Below are 25,585 nucleotides of genomic sequence, written 5' to 3' on the forward strand. Positions count from 1 at the left end.
GCCAGCGTGAATGATTCAGCGTATTGGGCTAATTGCGATGTTTTTAGTTTTCTAAAAGCCGCGAGCCGTGGGCGCTATGCTGCGCCCGACGGTAGCCGCTTTCGGCAGGTCTTTTTTTACGTACTTCTGATGTTGCCCGTTACCAGCTGGCGCGCATCCGCTCGCGGACCAGGGCTGAGCTACGGCGATTTTCCGCGCCGAGACGGTTTTTCAGCGTTGGGTCTTTGCGCGCATCGGAAATGGCCTTTTGCACGCTGATCTCCACCAGTGCCAGGTCAGCATCAGACGGGGCATCCGGATTGCTGAGATTGAGCAGGTCGGAGAGCAGACCGAGCGTGGCGTAGCTGCTGACGTCGTAGGCCATGGGGGGAATGGTCGCCGCCAGTTTTTCCAGCGCCTCGACGGTGCGTAGCGTGATCCGCGCGGCGGACGCTTTGCCCATCGCATGCACCAGCACGCCTTTGTCGTTGATGGCAATCAGGCGGTTAGCCTGGTAGCCGTGCGCCAGAAACGCGCCGGACATTGCCTTACCAACGATCAGGCCGATCACCGGATGACCCGCCAGGCGCGCCTTTGCATACGCGCCTGCGGCACCGGCCAGCGCCTGGTGGATACCGAACGCCTCTTCGCGGCGGCCATAGGCCTGGCTCGGGACGTCGATGACCGCCACTATCGGGCGTTTTACGTCGCTGTTGGCGTCGGCATCGATGGTTTCATTGACCACTTTCGCCAGCGTCCAGCCTTCCAGCAGACCCACTTCGCCTTTGGCGGCGCGCGGGTAGTGGTTGTTGGCATCCGGCACCACGGCGATGAAGCGCACGCTTGCGCCGTTCAGTTCACCGTCAGCGACCTGTACTGAAGGGCACAGGCCGTTTACGCGCGGCGCGTTCGGCGCCAGTTTTTCCAGCCATACGGCCCCACGGCTATTGGACTGAGTCATCATTTCACCTCCCGGGCAAAAAGCTGTTTGATCTGCGCGGTATCCGCCTGCTGGCGGGTATCGAAGTGGGTCAGGCGGGCCAGGTAATCCGCATATTTATCGCTGCGGTGTTGTGCCGGGACGCCTTTGGCAATGGCCTCATTCATTGCCGATTTCACCGCATCGATGCCGTCACCGACCAGCGCATCGACCAGCCCGCTTGCATAACGGATTTCGCCGCCGGTCATGCTCCAGATAAACGGGCGATCGCGGGAATCGTACTCTTCGATTCCGGCTTCCTGCTCGATAACCTGCGGGCCGTTGAGACCCAGACGCGCCTCGCGGGTGACAATCAGATAGCTGCACAGGGCGGCGGCGATAGACATCCCGCCGAAACAGCCGACGGTGCCCGCGATAATGCCGACCACCGGGGTGTAGCGCCTCAGGTCCACAATCGCCGCATGAATGTCGGCAATCGCCGCGAGACCGAGGTTGGCCTCCTGCAGGCGCACGCCGCCGGTTTCGAGGCACAGAACCGCCAGCGTCGGGATGCCGTTGCGGTTGTCTTCGGCCGCCAGTTCCAGTGCCGCCGCCATTTTCGCGCCGGAGACTTCACCCATGCTGCCGCCCTGGAAGGTGCCTTCGATGGCAATGACCACCGCGGACTGGCCGTTGATGGTGCCGCGAGCGACCACCATGCCGTCGTCGGACTGCGGTACCACGCCCTGCGGCGCGAGCCACGGCGACATCATGCCGGCGAACGGATCGATCAGTTCGCGGTAGCTGCCTTGATCAAGCAGCGTCCGGGCACGTTCACGGGCGCGTAATTCAATAAAGCTGCGGTCGTTACGCATGGGAAACCTCCTCAAAAACCTGTTCGATGCGAATGCGCGCCACGCCCGGCGTCGCGCCGAAGTCGTGAATAATCAGCGTGCCCGTAGGCAGGCCGTTGATCAGATTCAGACGGTCAAACAGCGCGTTCCAGCGGTGAGTGCTGTTGTCTACGGAGGTGGTGATATCGATGTTGAGCGTGTCGCCGATGGCCGCGGTGAACAGCACTTCCATATCACCGGAGCCTACGACGCCTGCCAGAGCTTTACCGCTGAGGGTACGGCTGGCAGGGAATGACAATGTAATGTGTTCCATAACATCCTCTTTAAATTGAGCAAGACGCGGGCTGGCTGACCCTGTCGAGAAACAGCGTGGCGGCGAGCAAATCGGCGGCGCCGCCGGGCGAAGCGTTGAGGGCGAGCATCTGCGCGTCGAGTTCGGCGAGCGCTTTGCTGCCCTGAACCGTGGCGCTGCCGCCGGCACGCAACACGGCGCGCGCGCCGGTCTGCATCGCGTTGAGACCGGCCATTCCGGCGCGTGAAAGCACGCAGGTATCGCTGAGCGAGGTCATGATTGCTATCAGCGCGTCAAGACGAGCGGCGTTTTCATCCGCGCCCTGTGCGCGGCTGCGCAACAGCTGGGGCAGCGCCAGTTTCATCACGTGCGGGAAGGCCTGCTGCGCCTCTTCACGCGCGCCCGGTACCCGGTAACGGTGCGTCGCCTTCAGCCCTTTGCTGAAGACCTTCGGCGCGGCGCTGTCCGGCAGACGGGCGAGCAGGGCGGCAGTGTCCGCAATCTGCTGCGCGCTGGCGTTGGCGCTTAACATCGCGTTCGCGCTCACCAGTAATCCCAGAGCCCAAATTGCGCCGCGATGGGTATTCACGCCGTCGGTGGCCGCCATCATCTGCCGTTCGCCTTCGCGTCCTAAACGGCCAATGGTTTCGCGCAGGGCGATGTCGGCCGGGCGCTGCCAGCTCTGCTGGGCCAGCTGCAGAAACGTCGGGGTCAGGCTGTGCGCCGAGCGCTCCATCAGATCTAACGACAGGTCGTGATGGGCGCCGTTTCCCCGGCTGTCCACCAGACCCGGCTTCGGGCTTAATCGCGCTTCGTCGATCAGGCAGTCGCGGGCGATCCACGCCAGCGTCTCGGCCTGCAGCCCGGCATGAGTCTGTGACAGGAGTTTCATTACCAGCTCCGGAATTTGGCAGGTGGGTTGTAAAGACCGTCGGACCATTCGACCAGATCGGCAACGCTGCCGGCGGCGAGCAGGGAACGGGTCGCATCGCTGCGGCGAATACCGATATCTTCCGGATAGACCACTTTGCCGCTGCGACGTAGTTCGGCGACGCGTCTGGCATCGACGCCCAGACCGATGTCGGTGATGCCGGCCACGGCGGCGACCATTGCCCGCCGCTCTTCCAGGCTTTCCGCGCGATAGAGATAGGCGATACCCTCTTCGGTCAGCACGTGGGTGACGTCATCGCCGTAGATCATTACCGGGGCTAAAGGCATGCCGGAGGTTTTCGCCACCTCTACCGCATCAAGTTTTTCCACAAAGGTCGGCTTCACGCCGGCCTGGAAGGTTTCGACCATCTGCACCACCAGCTTTTTGCCGCGCTGCATCGGGTCAGGTTCGGTGATCATGTTCAGCCAGGCCGGGGTCGCGTGGCGGCGACCGTGCGGGTCATGACCCATGTTCGGCGCACCGCCGAATCCGGAAAGCCGTCCGCGGGTGACGGTTGAGGAGTTTGCGAGGCCATCAACCTGTAGGGTGGAGCCGATAAACATATCGACCGCGTACTGACCCGCCAGTTGGCAGAAGGCGCGGTTAGAACGCATAGAGCCATCGGCGCCGGTAAAGAACACATCCGGGCGGGCGCGGATGTACTCTTCCATCCCCAGTTCGCCGCCGAAGCAGTGGACGCTTTCCACCCAGCCGCTTTCGATGGCCGGGATCAGGGTCGGATGCGGGTTAAGCGTCCAGTGCTTACAGATTTTGCCTTTCAGCCCCAGCTGTTCACCATAGGTCGGGAGCAGCAGCTCAATGGCGGCGGTGTTAAAGCCGATCCCGTGGTTGAGAGACTGCACCTGATGTTCCGCGTAGATGCCTTTAATCGCCATCATCGCCATCAGAATATGTTCTTGTTTAATCAGGCGCGGGTCGCGGGTAAAGAGAGGTTCAATAAAGAACGGCTTATCGGCCACCACCACGTAGTCTATCCACGAGCCGGGGATATCGACGCGCGGAAGATCGCACTCGTCGTCGACCAGTTCGTTCACCTGGGCGATAACGATCCCGTCGTGGAAGGCGGCGGCTTCGACCAGCGCCGGGGTATCTTCGGTGCTGGGTCCGGTGTAAAGGTTGCCTTTGCGGTCGGCTTTATACCCGGCGATTAACGCGACGTTGGGTGACAGGTCGACATACAGGCGAGAGTAAAGTTCGATGTAGGTGTGAATCGCGCCGATTTCCAGCAGACCATCTTCCAGCAGCTGCGAAATCCGCAGGCTTTGGGTACCGGAGAACGAGAAATCGAGCTTACGGGCAATCCCTTTTTCAAAGAGATCCAGATGCTCGCTGCGTCCGACGCTGGGCATGATCATATGCAGGTCGTGGATAGTTTGCGGGTTCACTTCCGCAAGCATGCGGGAGAGAAAATCGGCCTGTTTCTGGTTATTGCCCTCCAGTACGACGCGGTCGCCCGGTGCCAGCAGATGTTCCAGCGCCTCGACCAGCTGGTCGGTGGGGATAACCTTACCGGAGACGTTCGCGGCGGCCAGTCGCCGCTGCTTTTCCGTACGGCGACGGTTCCAGACGCGCCCCGGCGATTGTTCGGCATTCATTATTAACCTCCTGATTCGACAGATCGTTTTGATTGTCCTGGTGTGGAAGTTAGTGTGCGACGCGCCGGGCAGCGCATCAATTAAGCCCGCTAAAGGATTGTTAGCCTGAGAGTAATAATTCTAAGGGAAATTATGTGACGGCGATCGAAGCAGAGGTTCAAGGTGTCGGCTAGAGGAGGACCCGAAGGAGAGGAATTAAAGGGCAAAATGCGACATGCGAGGGCGTGCCAGCAGGAGATATCATGCGTTGCCGGGGGGAATCGAGCTGATTGCATGAGCGTGAACATCTTTGACAATGCGCAAATGCCGGGTGTCGGCAACGCTTCCCGTCGGCCGACGATGCTCCGCTCGTTTTGCCAGACAGCGCTAAGAAGAGGCGGGGGGCGGATGTCAGAAGCACCCTGAGGTCGGGATCGTCTGGCATGAGAAATTCGCCAACAGCAGCGTGTTTACGCATCGACGAAGGGAAATCTGCCGCTGGCGGCCTTGTACCGCCAGCGCGAACAAAATCTATTTACTTAAATCACTCAGCAGCACGGCGATACTCCGCCCGCCGGGGCTCTGCTCAAGCGCGATTTTGACAATGATTGTCAATGGGACGGAAAGCAGCATGCCTACCGGTCCGAGCAACCATCCCCAGAAAATCAACGACAGAAATACCACCAGCGTCGATAGCCCCAGACCGCGCCCCATGATCCGCGGCTCAAGAATATTCCCGAACACCAGGTTAATCACCAGGTAGCCTGTGAGTACCACCAGCGCGTCGTACAGTCCGCCGAACACCAGCACCTGCAAAATAGGCGGAATGGCGGCCAGCACCGAGCCAATATTCGGAATATAGTTGAGGGCAAAGGCCAGCAGCCCCCACATAAAGGCGAAGCGAACGTCCAGCAGTACCAGCATGCCCCAGACCACCATCCCGGTGACCAGACTGATGGCGGTTTTTAGCACCAGGTAGTGAGAGACGCTGTCGATCGCGCGCTGTATGGCGCCCATACCTTCCACCGGTCTGGACATCAATTGTTGCAGCTTGGCCGGCAGCTGGGGCACTTCCAGCAGCATAAAGACCACCGTCAGCAGCAAGAGGAAGATTGAGGACATTGCGTTCGACAGCTGGGTAAGCAGGCTGGTTACCATCGTCATGACCGCGTTGGGGTCGATGTATTTATTCAACTCGACAACGGAAACGGTAAACCCAAATCGCTGTAGCCAGGGCGTCACGGTTTGCACCGGCTCGCTGAGGGAGGTGCGGTATTGCGGCAGCGTGCGCGCCAGTTCATTCAGCGAGGTACCTAATGAGGCCAGCAAAACCACCGCCAGCATGACAATCGCGCTGATTAATAACGAAATGGCCAGCACGCGCGGTACCCGACAGCGCATCATCAGCCGGACCACCGGGTTAATGACCACGGCGAGGAACAGCGCAAGGATGAACGGGACGATGATATCCGCGGCGAAGCGAATACCGGTGAGGATGATGACCAGCATGCCCAGCATGATGACAATCTTTAATCCATTAAGCGTAATGATGGGTTTAGCCATGTGTGTCCCTGAAAAAATGACCGGTTTTCCTCACAGTGTAGACCCGAATGCCGGGGTAAAATCAGCAAAAACTGCCTCGCTCAGGCAGAATGACTGCGCCGGCTAAAACGTCTACGGTGGTGAAAACAATTCGGTGGCGAAAATAAAAAAGTGAAGCGCCATCATAATGGCGATTGCCATCAGTAAAAGCTAATCAAAATCAAATGTCAGACGTAAAGAAGTGCAAAGACTTTGAGTATAATGTAGCATTATGGTACAAATTTACTGTGTGTAACTACCGAGGACAATACTCATCCGCAATGACGAGAAGCAATACCGCGGATAATTGTAATTTTATGGACAATCAGTTCAGGATGTATATTTCGACTCACCCTGCCGTTTCCTTCCCTGGCTGCCGCTTTGCCGGCGAGCAACACTGGCGCTCCGCGCTTTAGTCCTTTCTCTCTGCCTGAGCTGGCGCCCTGCGCACGGCTAAACAATCTCAGAATTTTTCCGGTTTACCTTCGCTGTAAGCCGCGGTGGATTATATTCTCTAGCAGGAGAAGGATTATGTTTTATTGGATCTTATTAGCGTTAGCAATCGTTGCTGAAATTACCGGCACACTTTCTATGAAATGGGCCAGCGTCAGCGGTGGACACATCGGCTTTATTTTAATGCTGGTGATGATTGCACTTTCCTATATATTTCTGGCTTTTGCCGTTAAAAAAATCGCCCTCGGTGTGGCCTATGCCCTGTGGGAGGGTATCGGTATTTTGCTGATCACTTTATTCAGCGTCCTGCTGTTTGATGAAGCGCTTTCGCCGATCAAAATGGCGGGGCTGGCGACGCTGGTGGTCGGGATCGTGTTAATTAAATCCGGTACCCAAAAAGCGGTGAAGCAGCCAACGGAGGCGGCCCATGCAACAGTTTGAGTGGATTCACGGCGCCTGGCTGGCGCTGGCCATCGTGCTGGAAATTGTCGCTAACGTCTTTTTGAAATTTTCAGACGGTTTTCGTCGTAAAGTATACGGCATACTGTCGCTGCTGGCGGTGCTGGGTGCCTTCAGCGCGCTCTCGCAGGCGGTGAAGGGCATTGACCTGTCGGTGGCCTATGCGCTGTGGGGCGGTTTCGGTATTGCCGCCACGATTGCCGCAGGATGGATTCTGTTCGGCCAACGCTTAAATCATAAAGGCTGGATTGGCGTGATATTGCTGGTGACCGGGATGGTGCTGATTAAACTGGCGTAATGTGATGCCGCCTGCTCCCGCGGGCGGCAAAATTTGTTCTCTGTATTATTCTTTAAAAAAGAGTACTGGCGGCGCGTTTACCTTTAGCCGTGATGAGGACAAAGAATGGTTAATTTGCCTGGCTGGCGCAATCTTCCCTCGGCCAAAACGCTTTCGGTCATGATCTTCCTCGCCGGTATCGGCCTCATTGTTTCTGTTATTTCTTTAATCTATCTTTCCCAGCATCTGATTAGTATTAAAACAAATGAAATCGACAGACATCGCTCCGTTCTTTCGGTGGATGGCGCGGTGCAGACATCGGTGAACCGCGTTCTCTCGCTGGTACTGGATAACTCGATTTGGGACGACGCGGTTAAACAAACCTACGCCCCGGTATTGAATACCGGCTGGCTGTATGACTCCTGGGGCTCGGGCTTCAAAATCAACAATCTTTACGACGGTACCTTTGTGCTCGATCAGCACTATCGCGTGCTGTGGGGATCGTTTCGCAGCCAGGCCTTTAACGAAACCGACATACGCTTTTTTGGCAGCGGTTTGCAATCGCTCATCGCCCGGCATGCTGAAGCATTGCGCAGCGGCAAAGGCGCCTACGCCGGTATTACCCGCACCCGTGAAGGCATCGCCTTTATTGGTATCGGACTGATTCGCCCGACGCTGGGGCGCTTACAGGTGCATGATGATACGCGTCGCTACCTGGTGGTCACCCGGCATATCAATGCCGAGATGCTGCAAAAACTGGGGAATACTTTTCAGATTAACGGCCTGCATGAGTCGGAGGGCAGCGGTGAATATAGCATTCCGCTGCGTACCCATGGCGGGGAGATCATTGGCTATCTCAGCTGGCAGCCGCGTCTACCCGGCGCGGAGGCGGCGCATGCGGCGTCGAACAGTATCCGGCTTATCGCCCTGGTGGCCGCCAGCCTGATCCTGCTGTTTATTCTCTTCAGCTGCCTCGGGCTGTACAAACTCTCCTGTGGAGAGAAGCTGGCGCGTAAAATCGCGTTGACCGACTGGCTCAGCCAGTTGCCCAACCGCCGGGCGCTGATCGGGCGATTGAATCAGGAGTGCGATAAGTCGCAGCATGAGACCCAGTGCGTGGTGTTTATTGATCTCGACGGGTTTAAGGATGTCAACGACAACTATGGGCATGAGGTCGGCGACGCGCTGATTGCCCATATTGCGCGGGAGCTGCAGGAGCGGGTGCCGGGCGACGGTCTGCTGGCCCGTATGGGCGGCGATGAGTTTGCCATGACCATCAGCGGGGAGCAGGCGGTGGATCATGCATCGGCTTTTGCGTGGGCGGTGCTGGAGATGCTGAAGTCGCCGGTGAAGCTTAATGAGCGGAAAATTTACATCAGCGCCAGCATCGGTATTGCCAGCGGCACGCCCGCATCCTGTCCGAGTACCGAGCTGTTTCGCCGGGCCGATATTGCGATGTATCACTCGAAAAAATCGGGGAAAGGGCGTACCTCCTGGTATGACGAGACCCTCAACGATACCCGGCAATATCAGCTGAATATCGAAAACGGCATTCGCCAGGGGCTGGAAAACGATGAATTTGATGTCTGGTACCAGCCGATTGTTAACGCCGATACCCTGGTGATGGAGGGGGTCGAAGCGCTGTTGCGCTGGCCGCGTCGGCCGGAAGGGCCGCTGCCGCCGGATGTCTTTATCGGCATCGCGGAAAGCAGCGGTCTGATTTATGCGCTGGGGCAGTTTGCGCTCTACCGGGCCTGCTGCGATCTTCAGTCCATCGGGGAATTGATGCTGTCGGTGAATATCTCGCCCGCACAGTTTCGCGACCCGGAGTTTGAAACGCGCGTCGTCCAGGTGCTCGCCCGCTGCCATTTTCCGGCCCGCCGTTTGCAAATCGAGGTGACCGAGAGCTATGTGATGGAAAATCCCGCCCGCGCCCTTGCGGCGATTGAAAATTTGAAAGCGCTGGGGGCCGCGGTTGCGCTGGATGATTTTGGCATTGGCTATTCCAGCATCGGCTATCTGCGCAGTTTTCGCTTCGACACGCTTAAAATTGATAAATCGTTGGCCGGGCTGGTGGATGTAGATGCCCAGGCCGCGGAACTGGTTCGCGGGACCGTGCGTATCGCCGGAGCGCTGGGAATGACGGTGGTGGCCGAAGGGGTTGAGAATCAGCAGCAGCTGGCTCTGCTGCGGCGGGCGGGATGCGATCGGTTGCAGGGTTTTTACTTCAGCGAACCGATGCCGATCACATCATTGCTACAGCTGCGCCAGCAGCAGGGCTGATCGTTTACTCACCGGCCAGCGCTTCCAGCTTGTCACGAAAACCGGTCACCGAAATCGCCCGGTTATCCGCCCGCCAGCGATCTTTCGGACCGGGCGCTGAACTCTGTACGGCAATGACCTGCCAGCCGGTATCGGTTTTCAACAGCAGCGGCGAACCGCTGTCGCCGGGTAGCGTATCGCACTGATGAGACAGCACCGTGGTCTGCGCCCAGCCGGTCACAATGCAGTCCTGATGGCTGTATAAATTATCCAGATGGTCTTCCGGGTAGCCGGACTGGGTGACTTTTCTCTCAGACACCTTCAGCGCGGCGGTGAGATCGGCTTTATCGCCGCTAAACAGCGGGATCGGCGTGATGCCGCCCGGCGCGTAGCGTAAAACGATTAAGCCAAAGTCCCAGGGCGCAGCCGCCGACGGGACAATCCAGCCGTCGCCATCGGCTTTGAGCCGCTTACCCAGCGACGGGTCGACGCGACCTTCAATGCCGTGAATCTCATACACCCAGCCGCCTTTGCGGGAAATAAAGCGTAGCGCAACGGGTTTATCCGGCTTGCCTTTTGGCGGCGTCAGCAGACAGTGACCGGCGGTCAGCGCCAGATGCGGCGAAATGAGCGTGGCGGTACACAGATTGCCGCTGGCCGTTTCTAATTGACCAATGGCATCCCAGGGTTCCTCGGCAGGATTGTTGACCGGTTTGCGATCGTCATGACCGAAAAAAAGCGTCTTGATATCTTTCGCACTCATGCTGTCATCATCAGCGTGAGCAAACGGGGACAACAAACAAAATGAACACAGCAATAACAGTACGTCTCTACGCATATCACTCTCTGGGGAGAAATTATGTTTCTACATTGCATCCTTTTGCGTACTTCATGCGAATGAAGCCGCCGGGATGATTTTGTCTATATTGACAGTAGCAGGAGATTTAAGTTTATGAAAGTTAAGAGTAATTTTAATCAAAGCCCACGGCGGACAAAATTACCTCAAAACGGCTCTTTTTGGCGGAAGAATGAAGATAACTCAACCGGTTAGCACGCATCTTTCCATCGCGTTATTTCCGCAGAAAGCGCTAGCGGAAGCAACATAAATCGGGTTACGGAAAGTACCAAATCAGACGAAAAACAGGCAAGCGGGCCGCGCGGAGGGATCGGGAGTGTCATGCGCAGAACGCGACGGCGAGCAGTAAAAACAGACATTTCTTCAGCGGAAAATGCACTTCTTTACAGCATTCTCAGTTGCTTTCAATGTGAAACATTTTCTCACCGCAAATATTGTTATTCCTCTCTGCCGTTGAACAAACAGAGATGTTACCCCGGCGATGATATCCGCTAATTCTTATCTCCGGTTTCGGGAGGATGTATGTCTAAAAAAGGTATTCGTGCGTTAGTTTATGTTTCTCTCGCGTCGGTTTTTATCTGGGGCGCGGCGGGATATCTGGTTGTGCAGGCGGTACATGTTATGTAAACCGCCAGGACCGCAGTCACTTTGGCGGCTGACCCAGGCGGGTTAATCCATCCGGGAACGGCGCCGGGATATGTGCGAGTAAAAAGTGATACAGCAGGGCGACAGGCTGTGGATTAAGCCTCTTTTTGGGCCACACCAGGTAATAGCCCTCGCCGGTGGCAACGGCCTGCGGGAACGGAAGCGCCAGCAGGCCGCTGCGAATCGCTTGCAGACTCAAAAAGAGATCGCCCACCGAGACCCCGTGCCCGCTCATGGCCGCCATCGTGCCTTGTTCCAGACTATCAAAGACGATTCCCTGGTTTATCCCGGTCTGCGATAACGCTCCGGCATGCTGTAGCCAACGTCGCCAGTCCCGGCGATCGGTCGTCGGATGAATCAGCGGGCAGGCGGATAATCTCTGGCGAGCGGCCTCGACCATGGACGGGGCGCAGATCGGAACCAGCCATTCGGCAAACAACAGCCTGTGGCAGGTCTCTTCGCCGAAATGACCATCGCCGAGCAGAATCGCGCAATCGTAAGGCTCGCGGCTGAAGTCTACGCTGTCTCTGTCCATCCACACGCTGCTCATCTCTATGACCGGTCGCGGATGCTGCTGGCGAAAGCGCTGCAACACATCCAGCAGCCAGCGCATGGTGAGTGTCGACGGCGATTTCAGCCGCAGCTTGCCCGCCTGATGGCGCAAGGTCTGGCAGGCGCTGTCAATGGCGGCAAAGTTTTCCGCCAGCGCGCTGGCGAGCTGCCTTCCCGCATCGGTGAGCATCACTTTTGGCCCCTGACGGGTAAACAGCTGGCAGTCAAACCAGGCCTCAAGCGTGCTGATATGGCGGCTGACCGCCCCGGGGGTAACGTGCAGCGCCGCAGCGGCTTTGCTAAAGGAGCCAAGGCGGGCGGCGGTTTCAAAAGCGCGGAGGGCATACAGCGGCGGCATCGACATATCGGTCAGCTTTCTATATTGAGTTAAACTCACATTCAAACTCACCATTTGTCGTTTTTCAATCCTGAAATCTAAATAGAAAATGCGCTGACCTGAAAAAAAAGAGTGAGTCAGTATCATGAACTATGCATTGATGGCGGGATACAGCATGACGGTGCTGGCGCTGATTGCTACGCCGGGGCCGGTGGTGCTACTGGTGACCGGCTGCGCCGCCAGAGACGGGGCTTCATCGGCAGTGCGTACGATGATAGGCAGCAATCTCGCGTCGCTGGTGCTGATGGCCGTTGCGGCGGCAATGTTGACCGGCGCCGTGGCGATCCATCCCGACATTCTGCTGCTGTTGGCGGCGCTGGGGTCCATCTATATTACGTGGCTTGCTCTGAGTATGCTGCGTCCGTCGCCTGTGACACCTGGCGCGGCGACCGCGCGAGGCGGCGTGTGGTCGGGGTTCGTGACCGCCCTGAGTAATCCCAAGGACATTCTGTTCTTTGCCGCGTTTTTCCCGCAGTTTATCCAGATTACCAGTGATGTTGGCCTGAGCCTTGGTCTGTTGAGCATCATCTGGGTGGCTATCGATCTTGGGGTGCTGTCGTTCTATATCCTCGCCATTCGGCGCTGGCTGGCCCCGGCGCATGCCCATCGCTTAACGACAATTGCCGCCTGCTTTTTGCTGATTCTTGGGGTGTATGGCGTGGGGTATCATTTCTGGCTGCTGGCAGGTCATTAGCGCTTTCTCGCTACGGGAGGAGTAGCGGTCTGCTGGCGTGACCTTGTGATGAAAATCAGCGCATTGATGCGGTATTCACCGCGCAATCCGACGGGGCGACAAGGAGGAGCAACGTAGACGGTGACAGCATGGTGAGATGTCGGGCCGGAGAGTCGCTGCGCAGAGTGATGAAGCGCCGTCTTATTCAGTAGAGGAAAAAGCGGGTCGCAATCAGCGCGCAGAGAATTAACAGGATCAGGATGAGCTCAAAACGATAGCGCCGCAGCATAAGTGCCCTCCAGAAAAAAACGGCGCTGAAACAGCGCCGGTTTATGATTAACCTGACTTGCCGGAAGAATTAAGCAGCCGGTTGTGCAGCAGGTTTAGCGGCCTGATGTTTAGTAGTTTTGTGGTGTTTTTTAGCAGCCTGAGCTTTCTGGGCTACTGGTTTGGTTGCCGCTTTGTGGTGTTTTTTCGCGGCCTGGGCTTTCTGGGCTACTGGTTTGGTTGCTGCTTTGTGGTGTTTTTTCGCGGCCTGGGCTTTCTGTTCAGCGGCCGGTTTGGCGGCGGCTTTGTGATGTTTTTTCGCGGCCTGAGCTTTCTGTTCGGCGGCCGGTTTGGCGGCGGCTTTGTGGTGTTTTTTCGCGGCCTGAGCTTTCTGCTCAGCGGCCGGTTTGGCGGCGGCTTTGTGATGTTTTTTCGCGGCCTGAGCTTTCTGCTCAGCGGCCGGTTTGGCAGCGGCTTTGTGATGTTTTTTATGATGAGTGGTTTTGGCAGTGGTGCTGTGAGTTGCAGCAGCCGGAGCCTGAGTGGTGCTTACTGCGTCAGCAGCGAAAGCAGCAGAAGACAGACCCATAGCAGCGGCAACGACCAGAGCTAATACTTTTTTCATTCTGATATCCTCGAAATTGTTTTTTCAGTGAACCCCACTGCGGGGCCGTTGAAAGAACTATATGCCTCTCTTTTCTGGCTTTCCGTGAGTGTTTGGTATCGGCGTGTAACGATATGTACAACCGAAACTGAGACGAGGATATTTCGGTGAGCGCCGGGGAGTGCCCCGGCGCGACGGAGGCATTTACAGGTAGCGTGCGCTGAGATGCTGGCGGAAATAGTCGCTGTTCAGATCTTCCCCGGTGGCGTTAATGATCAGCTGTGAGGTGCTGAACCGGCTGCCGTGCTGCCAGATATTCTGCTGTAGCCAGGCAAACAGCGTCGTGAAATCACCGTTGGCAATGTTGGCCTCCAGCTGCGGCAACGCGCGCTTCGCGGCAGCCATCAGCTGCGCGGCGTACATGGCGCCGAGGGTGTAGGAAGGGAAGTAACCAAACCCGCCATCGGTCCAGTGAATATCCTGCATACAGCCATTACGATAATTGCCGGTGGTAGAGAGTCCCAGCCAGCTTTGCATTTTCTCATCCCACAGCGCGGGAATATCGTCTACCTCGATGTCACCATCGATCAGCGCCCGTTCGATCTCATAGCGCAGGATAACATGGGCCGGATAGCTGACCTCGTCAGCATCCACGCGGATATAACCCGGCTTGACGCGCTGGTTCCAGGCAATGAAATTCTCAGTGCTGAAGGCCGGCTGTTCGCCAAAACGCTGACGCACGGCCGGCAGCAGGCGTTTCAGGAAGGCATCGCTGCGTCCGAGCTGCATTTCGAAGAACAGGCTTTGCGATTCGTGGATCGCCGTTGAGCGGGCCAGCGCCACCGGTTGATCGAGCCATTTACGCGGCAGGTTTTGTTCATAGCGCGCATGACCGGTTTCATGAATCACACCGAACAGGGCGCTGAGCAGATCCTCTTCGTTATAGCGCGTGGTGATGCGCACATCCTGCGGCACGCCGCCGCAGAACGGATGGGCGCTGATATCCAGACGCCCGCCATCAAAATCAAAACCCAGAATCCGCATGGCTTCCAGTCCCAGCTCACGCTGTTCAGCGAGCGGGAACGGCCCCTGCGGCGCAACCGGCGGGGTCAGGGACTGCTTTTCGACGACGCTGGCGAGCAGAGCCGGCAGCCAGGATTTGAGATCGGCAAACAACACGTCAAGCCGCGCGCTGGTCATATCCGGTTCGAAAATATCCAGCAGGGCATCATAGCGAGAGCACCCTTTCGCCCCGGCGCGAATCGCCGCTTCTTCACGGCTCAGCTTCACCACCTCGCGCAGGTTTTCGGCGAAACCTTCCCAGTCGTTCGCCGGGCGCTGGCTGCGCCAGGCATGTTCGCAGCGGCTGCCTGCCAGCGATTTGGCCTCAACCAGACTTTCCGGCAGCAGCGCCGCCTGTTCGTACTGGCGAGTCATTTCGCGCAGATTCGCTTGTTCAACGTCGTTCAGATTTTCCTGGCGTGCGTTGCGCAGCGCTTCAGCCACGCTCTTATCCGTCAGGATTTGATGCTGCAGCACGCCCAGTTCCGCCAGAGCCTCGCCTCGCGCGGCGCTGCCGCCCGGCGGCATCATGGCGAACATATCCCAGCCGGCGATAGCGCCGAGATGCGAGAAGCGGGAAAGACGCTGGAAAGTGCGGGTAAGCTGCTGATAGTTTTTGTTGTCAGTCATGTTTAGTTTGGCCTGTTGCGAGTGAACGAAAGGCGTTGCCCGTTGACCTCTACACTATCCTGATCCGCGCCAATCTTCCACACGAGACGCAAGGCTCGCCGGGCCGTCCGGCAGAGCGATCGGTGGGGACGGACTATCGCGCCAGTTTTTTCGCCTGGCCGGGAGCAGGATCGAAATATTGTCACATTGATGTGGTCAGAATAGCGGATTCTTTTTGAGCAGCGGCTAAACTTATTTTGGGCACAGGCCGTCGTTCGGGAGTCATTATGAATCCGTTCACTATGCTATTTATTGCACTGCTGTCTATCGATGCCGTCAGAGAGCTATTGGGGGCGTCGTCGGTACTGGGCATGTGGTGAAAGACGTGGCCGATAAAGGCCACGTGAAGAGAGATTATTGCAGACGTTTGTGCAGGCAAACGCCGGTAAGCAGTGCGGCCATTAGCATCAGCGCGATAAAGCCACCCACGCCGTTCCAGCCATAGTTATGCCAGAATACCCCGCCTAATGTCCCCGCAATACTGGAGCCGAGATAGTAGCTGAACAGGTACAGCGACGATGCCTGGCCGCGGGCGCGGCGCGCACGAGGACCAATCCAGCTGCTGGCGACCGAGTGGGCGGCAAAGAAGCCGGCGGAGAACAGCAGCATGCCCGCAAATATCAGCCACAGAGAGGAGAACAGGGTCAGCGTCAGCCCGGCCAGCATAACGGCGGTAAAGGCAAGCATCACCGGGCCGCGGCCGTAGCGTGCGGTCATTGCCCCGGCCTTCGGGGAACTCCAGGTCCCGGTCAGATATGCGACGGAGAGCAGGCCAACCACCGCCTGACTCAGCGACCAGGGCGACATCATCAGGCGATAGCCAATGTAGTTGAAGAGGGTGACAAAAGACCCCATCAGCAGGAATCCTTCGAGGAACAGCAGCGGCAGCCCGCGATCGCGCCAGTGCAGGTGCAGGTTAATCAGCAGGGTTTTGGGGCGCAGCGAACTCGGGCGGAAGTGTCGCGATTCCGGCAGGATTCGCCAGAACATAATGGCCGAGGCTAACGCGAAGCAGCTGATCACCGCCAGCGCCACGCGCCAGCCGAAAAAGTCGGTGAAAACCCCGGTCAGCAGACGGCCGCTCATTCCGCCAATCGAGTTGCCGCTGATGTACAGTCCCATGGAAAAGGCGACGACGCTGGGGTGGATCTCCTCACTCAGATAGGTCATCCCGACTGCCGCCACGCCGCTTAGCGACAGGCCAATCAGCGCCCGCATAATCAAAATGCCGTGCCAGCTCGACATCATCGTAGACAGTAAAGAACAGCATGAGGCCAGCACCAGCGCGGTGACCATCACCTGTTTACGGCCGATAGCATCCGAAAGCGGGCCGGTAAACAGCAGGCCAACGGCGAGCATCGCGGTGGAAATCGACAGCGAAACGCTGCTACTGGCGGGAGTCACGCCAAATTCGGTCGAGAGCACCGGCAGAATCGGTTGAACGCAGTAAAGCAGGGCGAAAGTGGCCAGACCGGCGGAGAAGAGGGCGAGAGTGACCCGAATAAACTGGGGGGTACCGCGCTTAATAAACTGATTTGGCTGGGATATAACATTGTCGCTGACCTCGCTTGCCGGCACGGTATCAACGGTAGTTGTACGACTCACGGAAAAATCCTTGCTGAGAACACAGAGTTAGGAAACATCACAGATCACATTTTAAGGGTATGAAAATGTAAATATTCTGTCTAATATATTAATAATCTCAAATAAGACGTTTTAGATATGAATATCGAGCTGCGTCATCTCCGCTACTTCATTGCCGTCGCCGAAGAGCTCCATTTTGGCCGGGCAGCGGCACGGCTGAACATTTCACAGCCGCCGTTAAGCCAGCAGATTCAGATACTTGAACAACAGATTGGCGCACGCCTCTTCGCCAGAACCAACCGCAGCGTGAGTCTGACGGCGGCGGGTCGTCAGTTTCTTGCCGACAGTCGGCACATTCTCAGTCTGGTCGACGATGCGGCGGCGCGCGCAAGCCGTCTGCATCACGGGGAAACCGGGGAGCTACACATCGGCTTTACCTCCTCCGCACCGTTCATCAAGGCGGTTTCCGATACGCTGTCCACCTTTCGCCGGCGCTACCCGGACGTGCATATCCAGACCCGGGAAACCAATACCCGCGAGCAGATTGTGCCGCTGAACGAAGGCGCCCTCGATCTGGGGCTGATGCGCAATACGCAGCTGCCGGAGACCCTGGTCTGGGAACGGGTGCTGCGCGAACCGCTGCTGGCGATGGTGCCGAGCGACCATCCCCTCGCGCGTCAGGAGGCGGTAAGCCTGATCGAACTGGCCCGCGAACCGTTCGTCTTTTTTGACCCGCACGTCGGAACCGGACTGTACGACGACATTCTGGGGCTGATGCGACGCTATGGTCAGACGCCGATGATCGCTCAGGAGGTGGGCGAGGCGATGACGATTATCGGCCTGGTGGCTTCCGGGCTGGGGGTATCGATATTACCGGCGTCGTTTAAGCGGGTGCAGCTCAACGAGATGCGCTGGCTACCCATTAAAGAACAGGATGCGGTTTCGGAAATGTGGCTGGTGTGGTCGAAGCATCATGAACAGAGTCAGGCGGCGCAACGCTTTCGTGAATACCTTCTTGCCGCCGCTGCGGTGAATAATTAAGACTAAAAACAGTCAAAAACGTGCGGTAAATCACAAGGCTAAGTAAAAATTTGACGAGTGCTACCGAAGTGCTTCACCATAGCTAAAAGTTTATTTCGAAGCGCGAAAATAAAGGGAGTCAATGGTGGTAGCGGACAGTCAGCCAGGCCATATCGATCAAATAAAGCAGACCAATGCAGGAGCAGTATATCGCCTGATTGATCAGCTTGGCCCGGTGTCGCGCATCGACCTCTCGCGTTTTGCGCAACTGGCGCCGGCCAGCATTACTAAAATCGTGCGTGAAATGCTCGAAGCGCATCTGGTTCAGGAGACGGAAATCCAGGAGCCGGGGAGCCGCGGGCGTCCCGCCGTCGGGCTGATGGTCGAGACCGAGGCCTGGCACTATCTCTCCGTGCGAATCAGCCGCGGTGAAATTCACCTTGCGCTGCGCGATCTCAGCAGCAAACTGGTGGTTGAGGAGCAGCTCGAGCTGGCGCTCCAGCACGAACAGCCGTTCCTGACGCGCGTTGTTGAGCATATCGACCAGTTCTTTATCCGCCATCAAAAGAAACTGGAACGTCTGACCGCCATCGCCGTCACCATGCCGGGCATCATTGATACCGAAAACGGCGTGATTCATCGGATGCCATTTTATGAAGAGGTCAAAGATCTGCCTCTTGGCGAGGTTCTGGCGAACCACACCGGCGTCTCGGTCTATATTCAGCACGATATCAGCGCATGGACGATGGCGGAATCGCTGTTTGGCGCGTCCCGCGGGGCGCGGGACGTCATTCAGGTGGTGATTGATCATAACGTCGGCGCCGGGGTGATTACCGATGGTCGCCTGCTGCATGCGGGCAGCAGCAGTCTGGTCGAGATCGGTCATACTCAGGTCGATCCCTACGGCAAGCGATGCTACTGCGGTAACCACGGTTGTCTGGAGACTATCGCCAGCGTCGAAAGCGTGCTGGAACTGGCCCAGGTACGAATGACTAAATCAATGAGTTCGATGCTGCATCAGCAGCCGCTGAACGTGGAGTGGCTTTGCCAGGCGGCGCTGCAGGGCGATTTGCTGGCGCGGGATATTATTAGCGGCGTGGGCCAGCACGTCGGGCGGATTCTGGCGATCATGGTCAATCTGTTCAACCCGCAAAAAATCCTCATCGGCTCCCCGTTTAGTCTGGCGGCCGATATCTTATTTCCCGCCATTTCAGATTGTATTCGGCAACAATCTCTGCCCGCCTACAGCCGGCATATTAGCGTTGAAAGCACGCAGTTTTCTAACCGTGGAACGATGGCTGGCGCAGCGCTGGTGAAGGATGCCCTCTATAACGGATCTCTGCTGATTCGACTGTTACAGGGTTAACATTTTTTCATAGTCACACCAAAAATTGCGCTATCTCAAGCTGGTATCCGGCGGCTTCGCGTAGACTTTTCCCACAGTTTATTCCTTCTCTTCTGTATAAATCATCAACATAACTGTGGGGTTAATGATGTTTAAGCGTTTCTTTATAACAGGTACTGACACCTCTGTCGGGAAGACAGTGGTTTCTCGTGCGCTGTTGCAGGCACTTGCTGCCAGCGGCAAAAGCGTCGCGGGATACAAGCCTGTGGCGAAGGGCAGCAAAGAGACGCCGGACGGATTGCGTAACAAAGATGCGCTGATTTTACAAAGCGTGTCGTCGCTGGCGTTACCGTATGATGCTGTCAATCCCATAGCATTAAGCGAAGATGAGAGCAGCGTGGCGCACAGCTGCCCGATTAACTACGGGCTGCTGTCGGATGGTCTTCAGCGCCTCAGCGGGCAGGTCGATCACGTTGTGGTTGAGGGGACCGGCGGCTGGCGGAGTCTGATGAACGACCTGCGTCCGCTTTCAGAATGGGTGGTCCAGGAGCAGCTTCCGGTGGTGATGGTCGTTGGCATCCAGGAAGGCTGCATCAACCACGCTCTGCTGACCGCCCAGGCCATTGCTAACGACGGTCTGCCGATGATTGGCTGGGTGGCAAACCGCATTAACCCGGGCTTAGCGCATTACGCTGAAATCATCGAGGTGCTGAGTAAAAAGCTGCCTGGGCCGCTGATCGGCGAACTTCCTTACCTGCCGCGCGCCGAACAGCGTGAGCTGAGCCAGTATATTGACTTAACCATGCTCGGCGACATGATGGCGGTAGATAGAGTCCTGGCGTAACGTCCGGGAGAGCACCGATGCCAGTACGCAGGCAATCAATAAACCGGGCAGTAGCAGGTATTGCCCGGTCATTTCACAGATCATCAATGTCGACATAATCGGCGCATGCGTTGTGGCCGCCAGAAAGGCCGCCATTCCGGTCAGACCAATCATAATTGCCAGTCCTTGATCGTGGTGCAGCCACAGCCCGCTGAAGCTGGCAAACAGCATGCCCATCGCCAGCCCGACGAACAGCGTAGGGGTAAACACGCCGCCCGGCGCGCCGGATCCGCTGCTGGCCAGCACCGCTATCAGTTTGCACACAAAGACCACCGCGATGGCGCTAAACAGCGGCGGCGACTGCAGATAATGCTGTACCGTGCTGTAACCATTGCCCCACACCGCAGGCGTGATCAGCGACAGCAGGCCGACAATCATTCCGCCGAGCGCCAGCTGCCACGGCGGCGAGAGCCTGATGCGTAAAAAACAGCGGTGGCTGTAGCTCATCATCGCGATAAACAGCGGTCCGCAAAGCCCGGCTAACAGTCCGGTAGCCAGCATCAGCGCATAGTGGAGAGCGGTCAGCGTCTCATGAAACTCCACCTGATACAGCGGCGATGCGCCGCCGTTGATCAACTGCGTGAGCAGCAGGGCGATAACCGCGGAAATCACCACCGGACCCAGTGACGCAAGCATCAGCGTGCCAAATAAAATTTCGGCAATAAACAGACTTCCGGCCAGCGGCGCGTGATAGGCGCTGGCCATCCCGGCGGCGGCCCCACAGGCGACCCACAGCTTCCATTCTGCTTTTGGCGTGAAGCGGCGGGCGAACAGCGACGCGGCCAGTGCGGCCAGCAGAATCATCGCGCCTTCGCGACCAATCGCGCTGCCGGTAGTCACCACCAACAAGGAAGCCAGGGATTTAACCAGGCTGGCGGGGGTATCAAACTGACCGTCTCCGCTATCGAGCGCCTCCATATAGTCGGTGGGCGCATGCGGGCGCTGACGGGTCCGACATTGCCAGAACCAGAGCAGTGCGCCGGCAGCCAGTCCGCCAGCCGCCGGGGTGAGCAGACGTCGCCAGCCGGGTAGTCCTTCGGCGGCATTGACCAGACTCCCGCTATGATCGTTGAGAAAAAGCCCTTCCAGGATCGCCATCGCCGAATGAAATAACGCAACGGCCAGCGCCGCCAGTATACCGACCAGCGTCGCAATCAGCAGGCGACGAAACATGACCTGAACATCAGGATAATTGTGCAGACGGTGCATCAGAGGTTACGGTGAGCGGGAAACATAGACTTATTGTGATAGGAAATAAGCTTAGACGCAAAAGCTATAAATGCCGCTTGCGCTGAAAACGGGCGGATGAAGGGGCTTAAAAATCTGTCTGCGTGACGTTGTCACTGAAAAGCCGCCATGCCAGTTCTCCCGGCATGGCGGTGCGTTTAGCGATAAAGCGGTTTGTCGGCGACGGCAATGGGGAGCTGGCGTTGCCATTCGGCGAGCGTCGCCTGCGCCAGTTGTCCGAGGGAATGATAAAAGGGGTGTTCGGCTCCGGCGATAAACACCTCGAGGAACCGGCCGGACCAGGGCAGCAGATGCCAGGCGAGAAGCTGCGAAAACGCCTCCTCCTGCGCGGATTCGCACAGCCAGGCGGCCAGCAGCAGGAGCGTACCAAAATGATCTTCCGGCTCCTGGCCTTGCGTTGCGTGACCAATTCCGTTCGCGCGCATCCACTCCCGCAATGCCAGAGTAGAGTCGCCGAACAGCACATTCTCTTTATCCAGCCAGACCGAACCCCACGGCGGGGCGGGCAGCGCCCAGGGACCAATAAACAGGCGTTGCCAGGCCTGGGGGAGCGGTTCATCGCTGGCGGCGGCGAACCCGGTCACCAGCGAATCGGCTAGCGGATAAGGCCATTGAGCCTGCCAGCTGCCGTCTTGCAGAGCCGCTACCAGCGGCGCGGCCTGCGCGCTTTCCGGGGAAAATGAAAACAGGGCGCCCAGGGTGCGGGCGCTCAACGCGACGGCGTCGCGGTAGTGAGCTTGTATCATGTACTCTTCCTTACTGCGGCGGGACGGTGCCACGCCTGAATATTAACCAGCAATCGCCACGCCGACGGTCATATGCAGAGCATAAAACAGACCGCGGCCAATAAGTTCTGCGGCCAGAACCAGCAGCAGTCCGAGGAACAAACTGGTCGGGCGCGGGGTTTTGTTCCGGCAAAGCGGGCAGATCCAGCAGCCGAGGCCAAGCGCCAGCAGCGCGATGCGCCAGATCTGTAACGCGGCATAATTCGGCACCAGCGCGCCGGCGCGCTGCACTGAGCTCTGAATGTCGCTGAGTTCAACGCCCTGTATAATCACCAGAGCAATGCTGGCAAACAGCGCCAGCACGCTCAAGGAGGCGAAAAAACGCCCGTTGAACTCAACATTCGCAGCCCGCAATAACAGCGCGGCGAACAGCGGCCCGGTCAGCGCCATTGTCAGAAAGAAGGATGTTGTCGTGCCGCCACTATACCATGTCGGGACGGTTTCAATCTGGTAAACCCGGGTCATCGCCAGCACAAAAATGAGGCCCAGCAGCATGCTCAGCAGCAGCCAGGGGCGACCGAGGGCCGCAGGCAGTTTGCCGAGCCTCGCCAGCCACCACCAGATGCCGCCTACGGCGAAGAACAGGGCGCCGCTGGCAATTTCATTACTCAGCGCCGAGGCGCCAATGCGATGAAGAGAGTTGAATGCCCGGAGCGGCGATCCCAGATGCAGAACCGATGCCAGAAAACCGACCCCCATCATGAGCCAGAGAAAGACCATGCGTTTGACCAGACGCTGCCGGGCCTCGGAGTTATCTGTCAGCGACATCCATCCCAGACCGCTGACGATAGTCGCTCCCGCCACGCATTGACCGAGTACCGTAAACAGCACCAGCGGCCATTCATGCCATCCACTACCCATGGGCGATCTCCTTGCTGGCTGTTGGCTCGTCTGCGCCTCCTGGCAGCCAGGAGATCATGACGCCGTGTCCTCGACCCTGGCGATGTCAACGAGGTTCGTATGCTGTGGATTTCCTTTTGCCAGCGGAGAGGGCCGCTGGGTGGTCAGGGTATTAATGCAGGCGCCGCGATCGATGCGATCACCGTCCATGTCGGCGTCATGCCATGCTCCCTGGCCCATGGCCGCAACGCCGGGCATGATACGCGGCGTGACTTTCGCCGCAATACGCAGTTCGCCGCGCGGGTTGAAGACGCGCACCAAATCGCCGTTTTTAATTCCACGCTTCCCGGCATCAAGCGGATTGATCCACACCTCCTGGCGGCAGGCGGCCTGTAGCACATCGACGTTACCGTAGCTGGAGTGGGTTCGGGCTTTGTAGTGAAAACCGAAAAGCTGCAGCGGGAACTGGTCGCGCATCGGGTCATCCCAGCCTTCGAAAGTGGAGGCGTAGATCGGCAGCGGGCTGATTGTTTCATCCTTCTGCAACTGCCAACGGGCAGCAATATCCGCCAGTTGACTGGAGTAAATCTCAATTTTGCCGGAGGGCGTTTTTAAGGGGTGCGCGATCGGGTCCGCGCGAAAATCGCGATAGGCGACAAAATGGCCGTCCGGATCTTTACGCTTATAAATCCCCATTGCTTTCAGGGCTTCATAGGTGGGTAGCGCGGGATCTCTGGCCAACATTTTGGCGTACAGATACTGGAGCCACTGCTCCTGGGTGCGACCTTCGGTAAATCGTTGATGAATATCGTCGCCGAGGCGTTTTGCCACTTCGCTGAGGATCCAGTAGATCGGTTTGCGTTCGAATTTCGGCGCGGTTGCGGGCTGAATAAAAATCAGGTAGCCCATGTTCCCGGCGTAGTCGTTAGGGATGATGTCTTCCTGTTCGACGGTCATCAGGTCCGGCAGCAGAATGTCGGCATACTTCGCCGAAGAGGTCATAAAGTTCTCGATCACCACGATCATTTCGCATTTTTTCTCGTCCTTGAGAATTTCGTGGGTTTTGTTGATATCAGAATGCTGGTTGACGAGGGTATTCCCGGCATAGTTCCAGATAAACTTAATCGGGACATCCAGCTTATCTTTGCCTCTGACGCCGTCACGCAGCGCGGTCATCTCCGGGCCGCGCGCGATGGCGTCGGTCCAGCTAAAGCAGGAGATGGCGGTTTTGACCGGATTGACCAGCACCGGCAGGCGCTCAATGGTCAGGGTATAGGTCGATTCGCGCGCGCCGCTGTTGCCGCCGTTAATGCCGACATTGCCGGTCAGAATCGGCAGCATGGCGATCGCCCGGGAAGCCAGTTCCCCGTTAGCCTGGCGCTGCGGTCCCCAGCCCTGGCAAATACAGGCGGGTCGGGTGGTTCCAATTTCCCGGGCCAGCTTAATGATTCGGTCGACGGGGATCCCGGTGATACGCGACGCCCACTGCGGCGTTTTGGCGGTCCCGTCCTCGCCGTGGCCGAGAATGTAGGCTTTGTAGTGGCTGTCTGGCGGGGCGCCGGCGGGAAGGGTTTTTTCGTCATAGCCGACGCAGTATTTATCGAGGAACGGCCGATCGACCAGATTCTCACTAATCAGTACCCAGGCGATACCGGCCACCAGCGCGGCATCGGTGCCCGGACGGATGGGGATCCATTCATCTTCCCGCCCGGCGGCAGTATCGGTATAGCGGGGGTCAATGACAATCATCCGCGCGTTGGAGCGTTCTCTGGCCTGCTCCAGATACCAGGTGATACCGCCGCCGCTCATGCGGGTTTCCGCCGGGTTGTTGCCGAACATCACCACCAGTTTGCTGTTTTCGATATCCGAGGTGCTGTTACCCTCGTTGCTGCCGTAGGTGTAGGGCATGGCGCAGGCAATCTGGGCGGTACTGTAGGTGCCGTACTGATTCAGCGACCCGCCATAGCAGTTCATCAGACGGGCGACCGGCGAGGCCGAAGGCGAGGAACGGGTCATATTGCCGCCGACAATTCCCGACGAATAGTTAATGTAAACCGCCTCGTTGCCGTAGTCTTTGACGACTCTTTGCAGATTGCCGGCAATAGTCTCCAGCGCCTCTTCCCAGCTGATGCGCGCAAACTTGCCTTCGCCGCGTTTGCCGATGCGTTTCATCGGGTAATTCAGGCGATCCGGGTGGTTGATTCGCCGGCGAATGGAGCGGCCGCGTAGACAGGCGCGTACCTGATGGTCGCCATAATTGTCCATCCCGGTATTATCCGTTTCTACCCAGGTGACTTCATTATCGCGCACGTGCAGACGCAGCGCGCAGCGACTGCCGCAGTTTACGGAACAGGCGCCCCAGACGATACGTTCTTCACTCTGTGTCGCCTGCTGAACGGCCGCCGCAGCGGAGCGCAGACTAAAAGGAAGCGAGAGTCCACCGGCGGCAAGCGCCAGTGAGCCTATCGCAGACGATTTGATTAACGTGCGTCGGCTGACGCCGCCAGAATGTTCCTGACTGGACATGGCTCACCCCATCGTTGTGTTGCCGCT

At 57.8% G+C, this 25,585-nt stretch carries 24 protein-coding genes; 8 read left to right on the plus strand and 16 right to left on the minus strand.

The features are described from left to right. Positions 1–139: 139 nt before the first annotated feature. The 6 genes from mdcE to OQV00_RS11870 all read right to left on the minus strand — a co-directional run bounded on the left by mdcE (position 140) and on the right by OQV00_RS11870 (position 6,133). Positions 140–940 carry a biotin-independent malonate decarboxylase subunit gamma gene (gene mdcE, locus OQV00_RS11845; RefSeq protein WP_032717605.1) on the minus strand — a complete coding sequence of 267 codons (801 nt, stop codon included), beginning with the start codon at positions 938–940 and terminating at the stop codon, positions 140–142. After that, on the minus strand, positions 940–1,773 hold the full coding sequence (locus OQV00_RS11850; RefSeq protein ID WP_004862483.1) for a biotin-independent malonate decarboxylase subunit beta: 834 nt from the start codon (positions 1,771–1,773) through the stop codon (positions 940–942). The genes mdcE and OQV00_RS11850 overlap by 1 nt, the downstream gene beginning before the upstream one ends. After that, the gene (gene mdcC, locus OQV00_RS11855; RefSeq protein WP_165458805.1) at positions 1,766–2,065 is read right to left on the minus strand and encodes a malonate decarboxylase acyl carrier protein; all 300 of its coding nucleotides are present in this window, start codon (positions 2,063–2,065) and stop codon (positions 1,766–1,768) included. The genes OQV00_RS11850 and mdcC overlap by 8 nt, the downstream gene beginning before the upstream one ends. A 10-nt stretch (positions 2,066–2,075) precedes the next feature. Beyond that, on the minus strand, positions 2,076–2,936 hold the full coding sequence (locus tag OQV00_RS11860) for a triphosphoribosyl-dephospho-CoA synthase (RefSeq protein WP_004862479.1): 861 nt from the start codon (positions 2,934–2,936) through the stop codon (positions 2,076–2,078). Further along, the gene (gene mdcA, locus OQV00_RS11865) at positions 2,936–4,591 is read right to left on the minus strand and encodes a malonate decarboxylase subunit alpha (RefSeq protein WP_004862476.1); all 1,656 of its coding nucleotides are present in this window, start codon (positions 4,589–4,591) and stop codon (positions 2,936–2,938) included. The genes OQV00_RS11860 and mdcA overlap by 1 nt, the downstream gene beginning before the upstream one ends. Before the next feature lie 510 nt (positions 4,592–5,101). Continuing rightward, positions 5,102–6,133, minus strand: coding sequence for an AI-2E family transporter (locus tag OQV00_RS11870; RefSeq protein WP_004862473.1), 1,032 nt, complete (start codon positions 6,131–6,133; stop codon positions 5,102–5,104). A 549-nt stretch (positions 6,134–6,682) separates the two neighbouring features. On the opposite strand from OQV00_RS11870, the gene mdtJ reads away from it, so the two are divergent. The 3 genes from mdtJ (at position 6,683) to OQV00_RS11885 (ending at position 9,623) form a co-directional block, all read left to right on the plus strand. Beyond that, positions 6,683–7,045 carry a multidrug/spermidine efflux SMR transporter subunit MdtJ gene (mdtJ, locus tag OQV00_RS11875; protein ID WP_054829443.1) on the plus strand — a complete coding sequence of 121 codons (363 nt, stop codon included), beginning with the start codon at positions 6,683–6,685 and terminating at the stop codon, positions 7,043–7,045. After that, positions 7,032–7,361: a multidrug/spermidine efflux SMR transporter subunit MdtI gene (mdtI, locus tag OQV00_RS11880; protein ID WP_004862469.1), complete on the plus strand. Its 330-nt coding sequence runs from the start codon at positions 7,032–7,034 to the stop codon at positions 7,359–7,361. The genes mdtJ and mdtI overlap by 14 nt, the downstream gene beginning before the upstream one ends. Before the next feature lie 105 nt (positions 7,362–7,466). Further along, entirely contained in the window at positions 7,467–9,623 is a 2,157-nt protein-coding gene (locus tag OQV00_RS11885) for a putative bifunctional diguanylate cyclase/phosphodiesterase (protein WP_266280411.1), read from the plus strand. Positions 9,624–9,627: 4 nt separating this feature from the next. Here the strand turns inward: OQV00_RS11885 and OQV00_RS11890 are convergent, their stop codons facing one another. Further along, positions 9,628–10,440, minus strand: a complete 813-nt coding sequence (locus OQV00_RS11890; RefSeq protein ID WP_004862464.1) for a trypsin-like serine peptidase — start codon at positions 10,438–10,440, stop codon at positions 9,628–9,630. Between the two features lie 661 nt (positions 10,441–11,101). Continuing rightward, positions 11,102–12,019, minus strand: coding sequence for a LysR substrate-binding domain-containing protein (locus tag OQV00_RS11895; RefSeq protein ID WP_032724363.1), 918 nt, complete (start codon positions 12,017–12,019; stop codon positions 11,102–11,104). Between the two features lie 118 nt (positions 12,020–12,137). Between OQV00_RS11895 and OQV00_RS11900 the strand changes: the two genes are divergently transcribed. Further along, positions 12,138–12,746, plus strand: coding sequence for a LysE family translocator (locus OQV00_RS11900; RefSeq protein ID WP_004862458.1), 609 nt, complete (start codon positions 12,138–12,140; stop codon positions 12,744–12,746). A gap of 184 nt (positions 12,747–12,930) precedes the next feature. Here the strand turns inward: OQV00_RS11900 and ydgU are convergent, their stop codons facing one another. From ydgU to OQV00_RS11910, 3 genes are all read right to left on the minus strand, one after another. Next, complete coding sequence (gene ydgU / locus OQV00_RS27245; protein WP_099130682.1) at positions 12,931–13,014, minus strand: small membrane protein YdgU; 84 nt, start codon at positions 13,012–13,014, stop codon at positions 12,931–12,933. Positions 13,015–13,083: 69 nt separating this feature from the next. Further along, entirely contained in the window at positions 13,084–13,617 is a 534-nt protein-coding gene (gene asr / locus OQV00_RS11905; RefSeq protein WP_143958920.1) for an acid resistance repetitive basic protein Asr, read from the minus strand. Between the two features lie 183 nt (positions 13,618–13,800). Beyond that, positions 13,801–15,288 carry a carboxypeptidase M32 gene (locus tag OQV00_RS11910; RefSeq protein ID WP_266280413.1) on the minus strand — a complete coding sequence of 496 codons (1,488 nt, stop codon included), beginning with the start codon at positions 15,286–15,288 and terminating at the stop codon, positions 13,801–13,803. Between the two features lie 266 nt (positions 15,289–15,554). Here OQV00_RS11910 and OQV00_RS11915 point away from each other — a divergent pair, with 266 nt between their 5' ends. Continuing rightward, entirely contained in the window at positions 15,555–15,647 is a 93-nt protein-coding gene (locus OQV00_RS11915) for a KPN_01571 family protein (RefSeq protein ID WP_004862449.1), read from the plus strand. A 34-nt stretch (positions 15,648–15,681) separates the two neighbouring features. Here the strand turns inward: OQV00_RS11915 and OQV00_RS11920 are convergent, their stop codons facing one another. Further along, positions 15,682–16,932, minus strand: a complete 1,251-nt coding sequence (locus tag OQV00_RS11920; protein WP_004862448.1) for an MFS transporter — start codon at positions 16,930–16,932, stop codon at positions 15,682–15,684. 117 nt (positions 16,933–17,049) lie between these two features. On the opposite strand from OQV00_RS11920, the gene OQV00_RS11925 reads away from it, so the two are divergent. From OQV00_RS11925 to bioD, 3 genes are all read left to right on the plus strand, one after another. After that, entirely contained in the window at positions 17,050–17,952 is a 903-nt protein-coding gene (locus OQV00_RS11925) for a LysR family transcriptional regulator (protein WP_004862447.1), read from the plus strand. A 124-nt stretch (positions 17,953–18,076) separates the two neighbouring features. After that, positions 18,077–19,297 (plus strand): sugar metabolism global transcriptional regulator Mlc, encoded by a 1,221-nt coding sequence (gene mlc, locus OQV00_RS11930; protein WP_266280646.1) that lies wholly within the window; start codon positions 18,077–18,079, stop codon positions 19,295–19,297. A 127-nt stretch (positions 19,298–19,424) separates the two neighbouring features. Continuing rightward, a complete protein-coding gene (gene bioD / locus OQV00_RS11935; protein ID WP_015584240.1) occupies positions 19,425–20,120 on the plus strand; it encodes a dethiobiotin synthase in 696 nt (231 codons plus the stop codon). Here bioD and clcB read toward each other — a convergent pair. The 4 genes from clcB to ynfE all read right to left on the minus strand — a co-directional run bounded on the left by clcB (position 20,073) and on the right by ynfE (position 25,558). Then, positions 20,073–21,368: a voltage-gated ClC-type chloride channel ClcB gene (clcB, locus tag OQV00_RS11940; protein ID WP_004862444.1), complete on the minus strand. Its 1,296-nt coding sequence runs from the start codon at positions 21,366–21,368 to the stop codon at positions 20,073–20,075. The genes bioD and clcB overlap by 48 nt on opposite strands. Before the next feature lie 176 nt (positions 21,369–21,544). After that, positions 21,545–22,153, minus strand: a complete 609-nt coding sequence (dmsD, locus tag OQV00_RS11945) for a Tat proofreading chaperone DmsD (protein ID WP_015584242.1) — start codon at positions 22,151–22,153, stop codon at positions 21,545–21,547. Between the two features lie 42 nt (positions 22,154–22,195). Beyond that, positions 22,196–23,053 carry a DmsC/YnfH family molybdoenzyme membrane anchor subunit gene (locus tag OQV00_RS11950; protein ID WP_113991066.1) on the minus strand — a complete coding sequence of 286 codons (858 nt, stop codon included), beginning with the start codon at positions 23,051–23,053 and terminating at the stop codon, positions 22,196–22,198. A gap of 54 nt (positions 23,054–23,107) precedes the next feature. Continuing rightward, positions 23,108–25,558, minus strand: a complete 2,451-nt coding sequence (ynfE, locus tag OQV00_RS11955) for a selenate/tellurate reductase subunit YnfE (protein ID WP_266280415.1) — start codon at positions 25,556–25,558, stop codon at positions 23,108–23,110. Between the last annotated feature and the right edge of the window lie 27 nt (positions 25,559–25,585).

Origin of the sequence: Klebsiella sp. DY2415 (assembly GCF_026314315.1) — a bacterium.
GTDB lineage: Bacteria > Pseudomonadota > Gammaproteobacteria > Enterobacterales > Enterobacteriaceae > Klebsiella > Klebsiella ornithinolytica.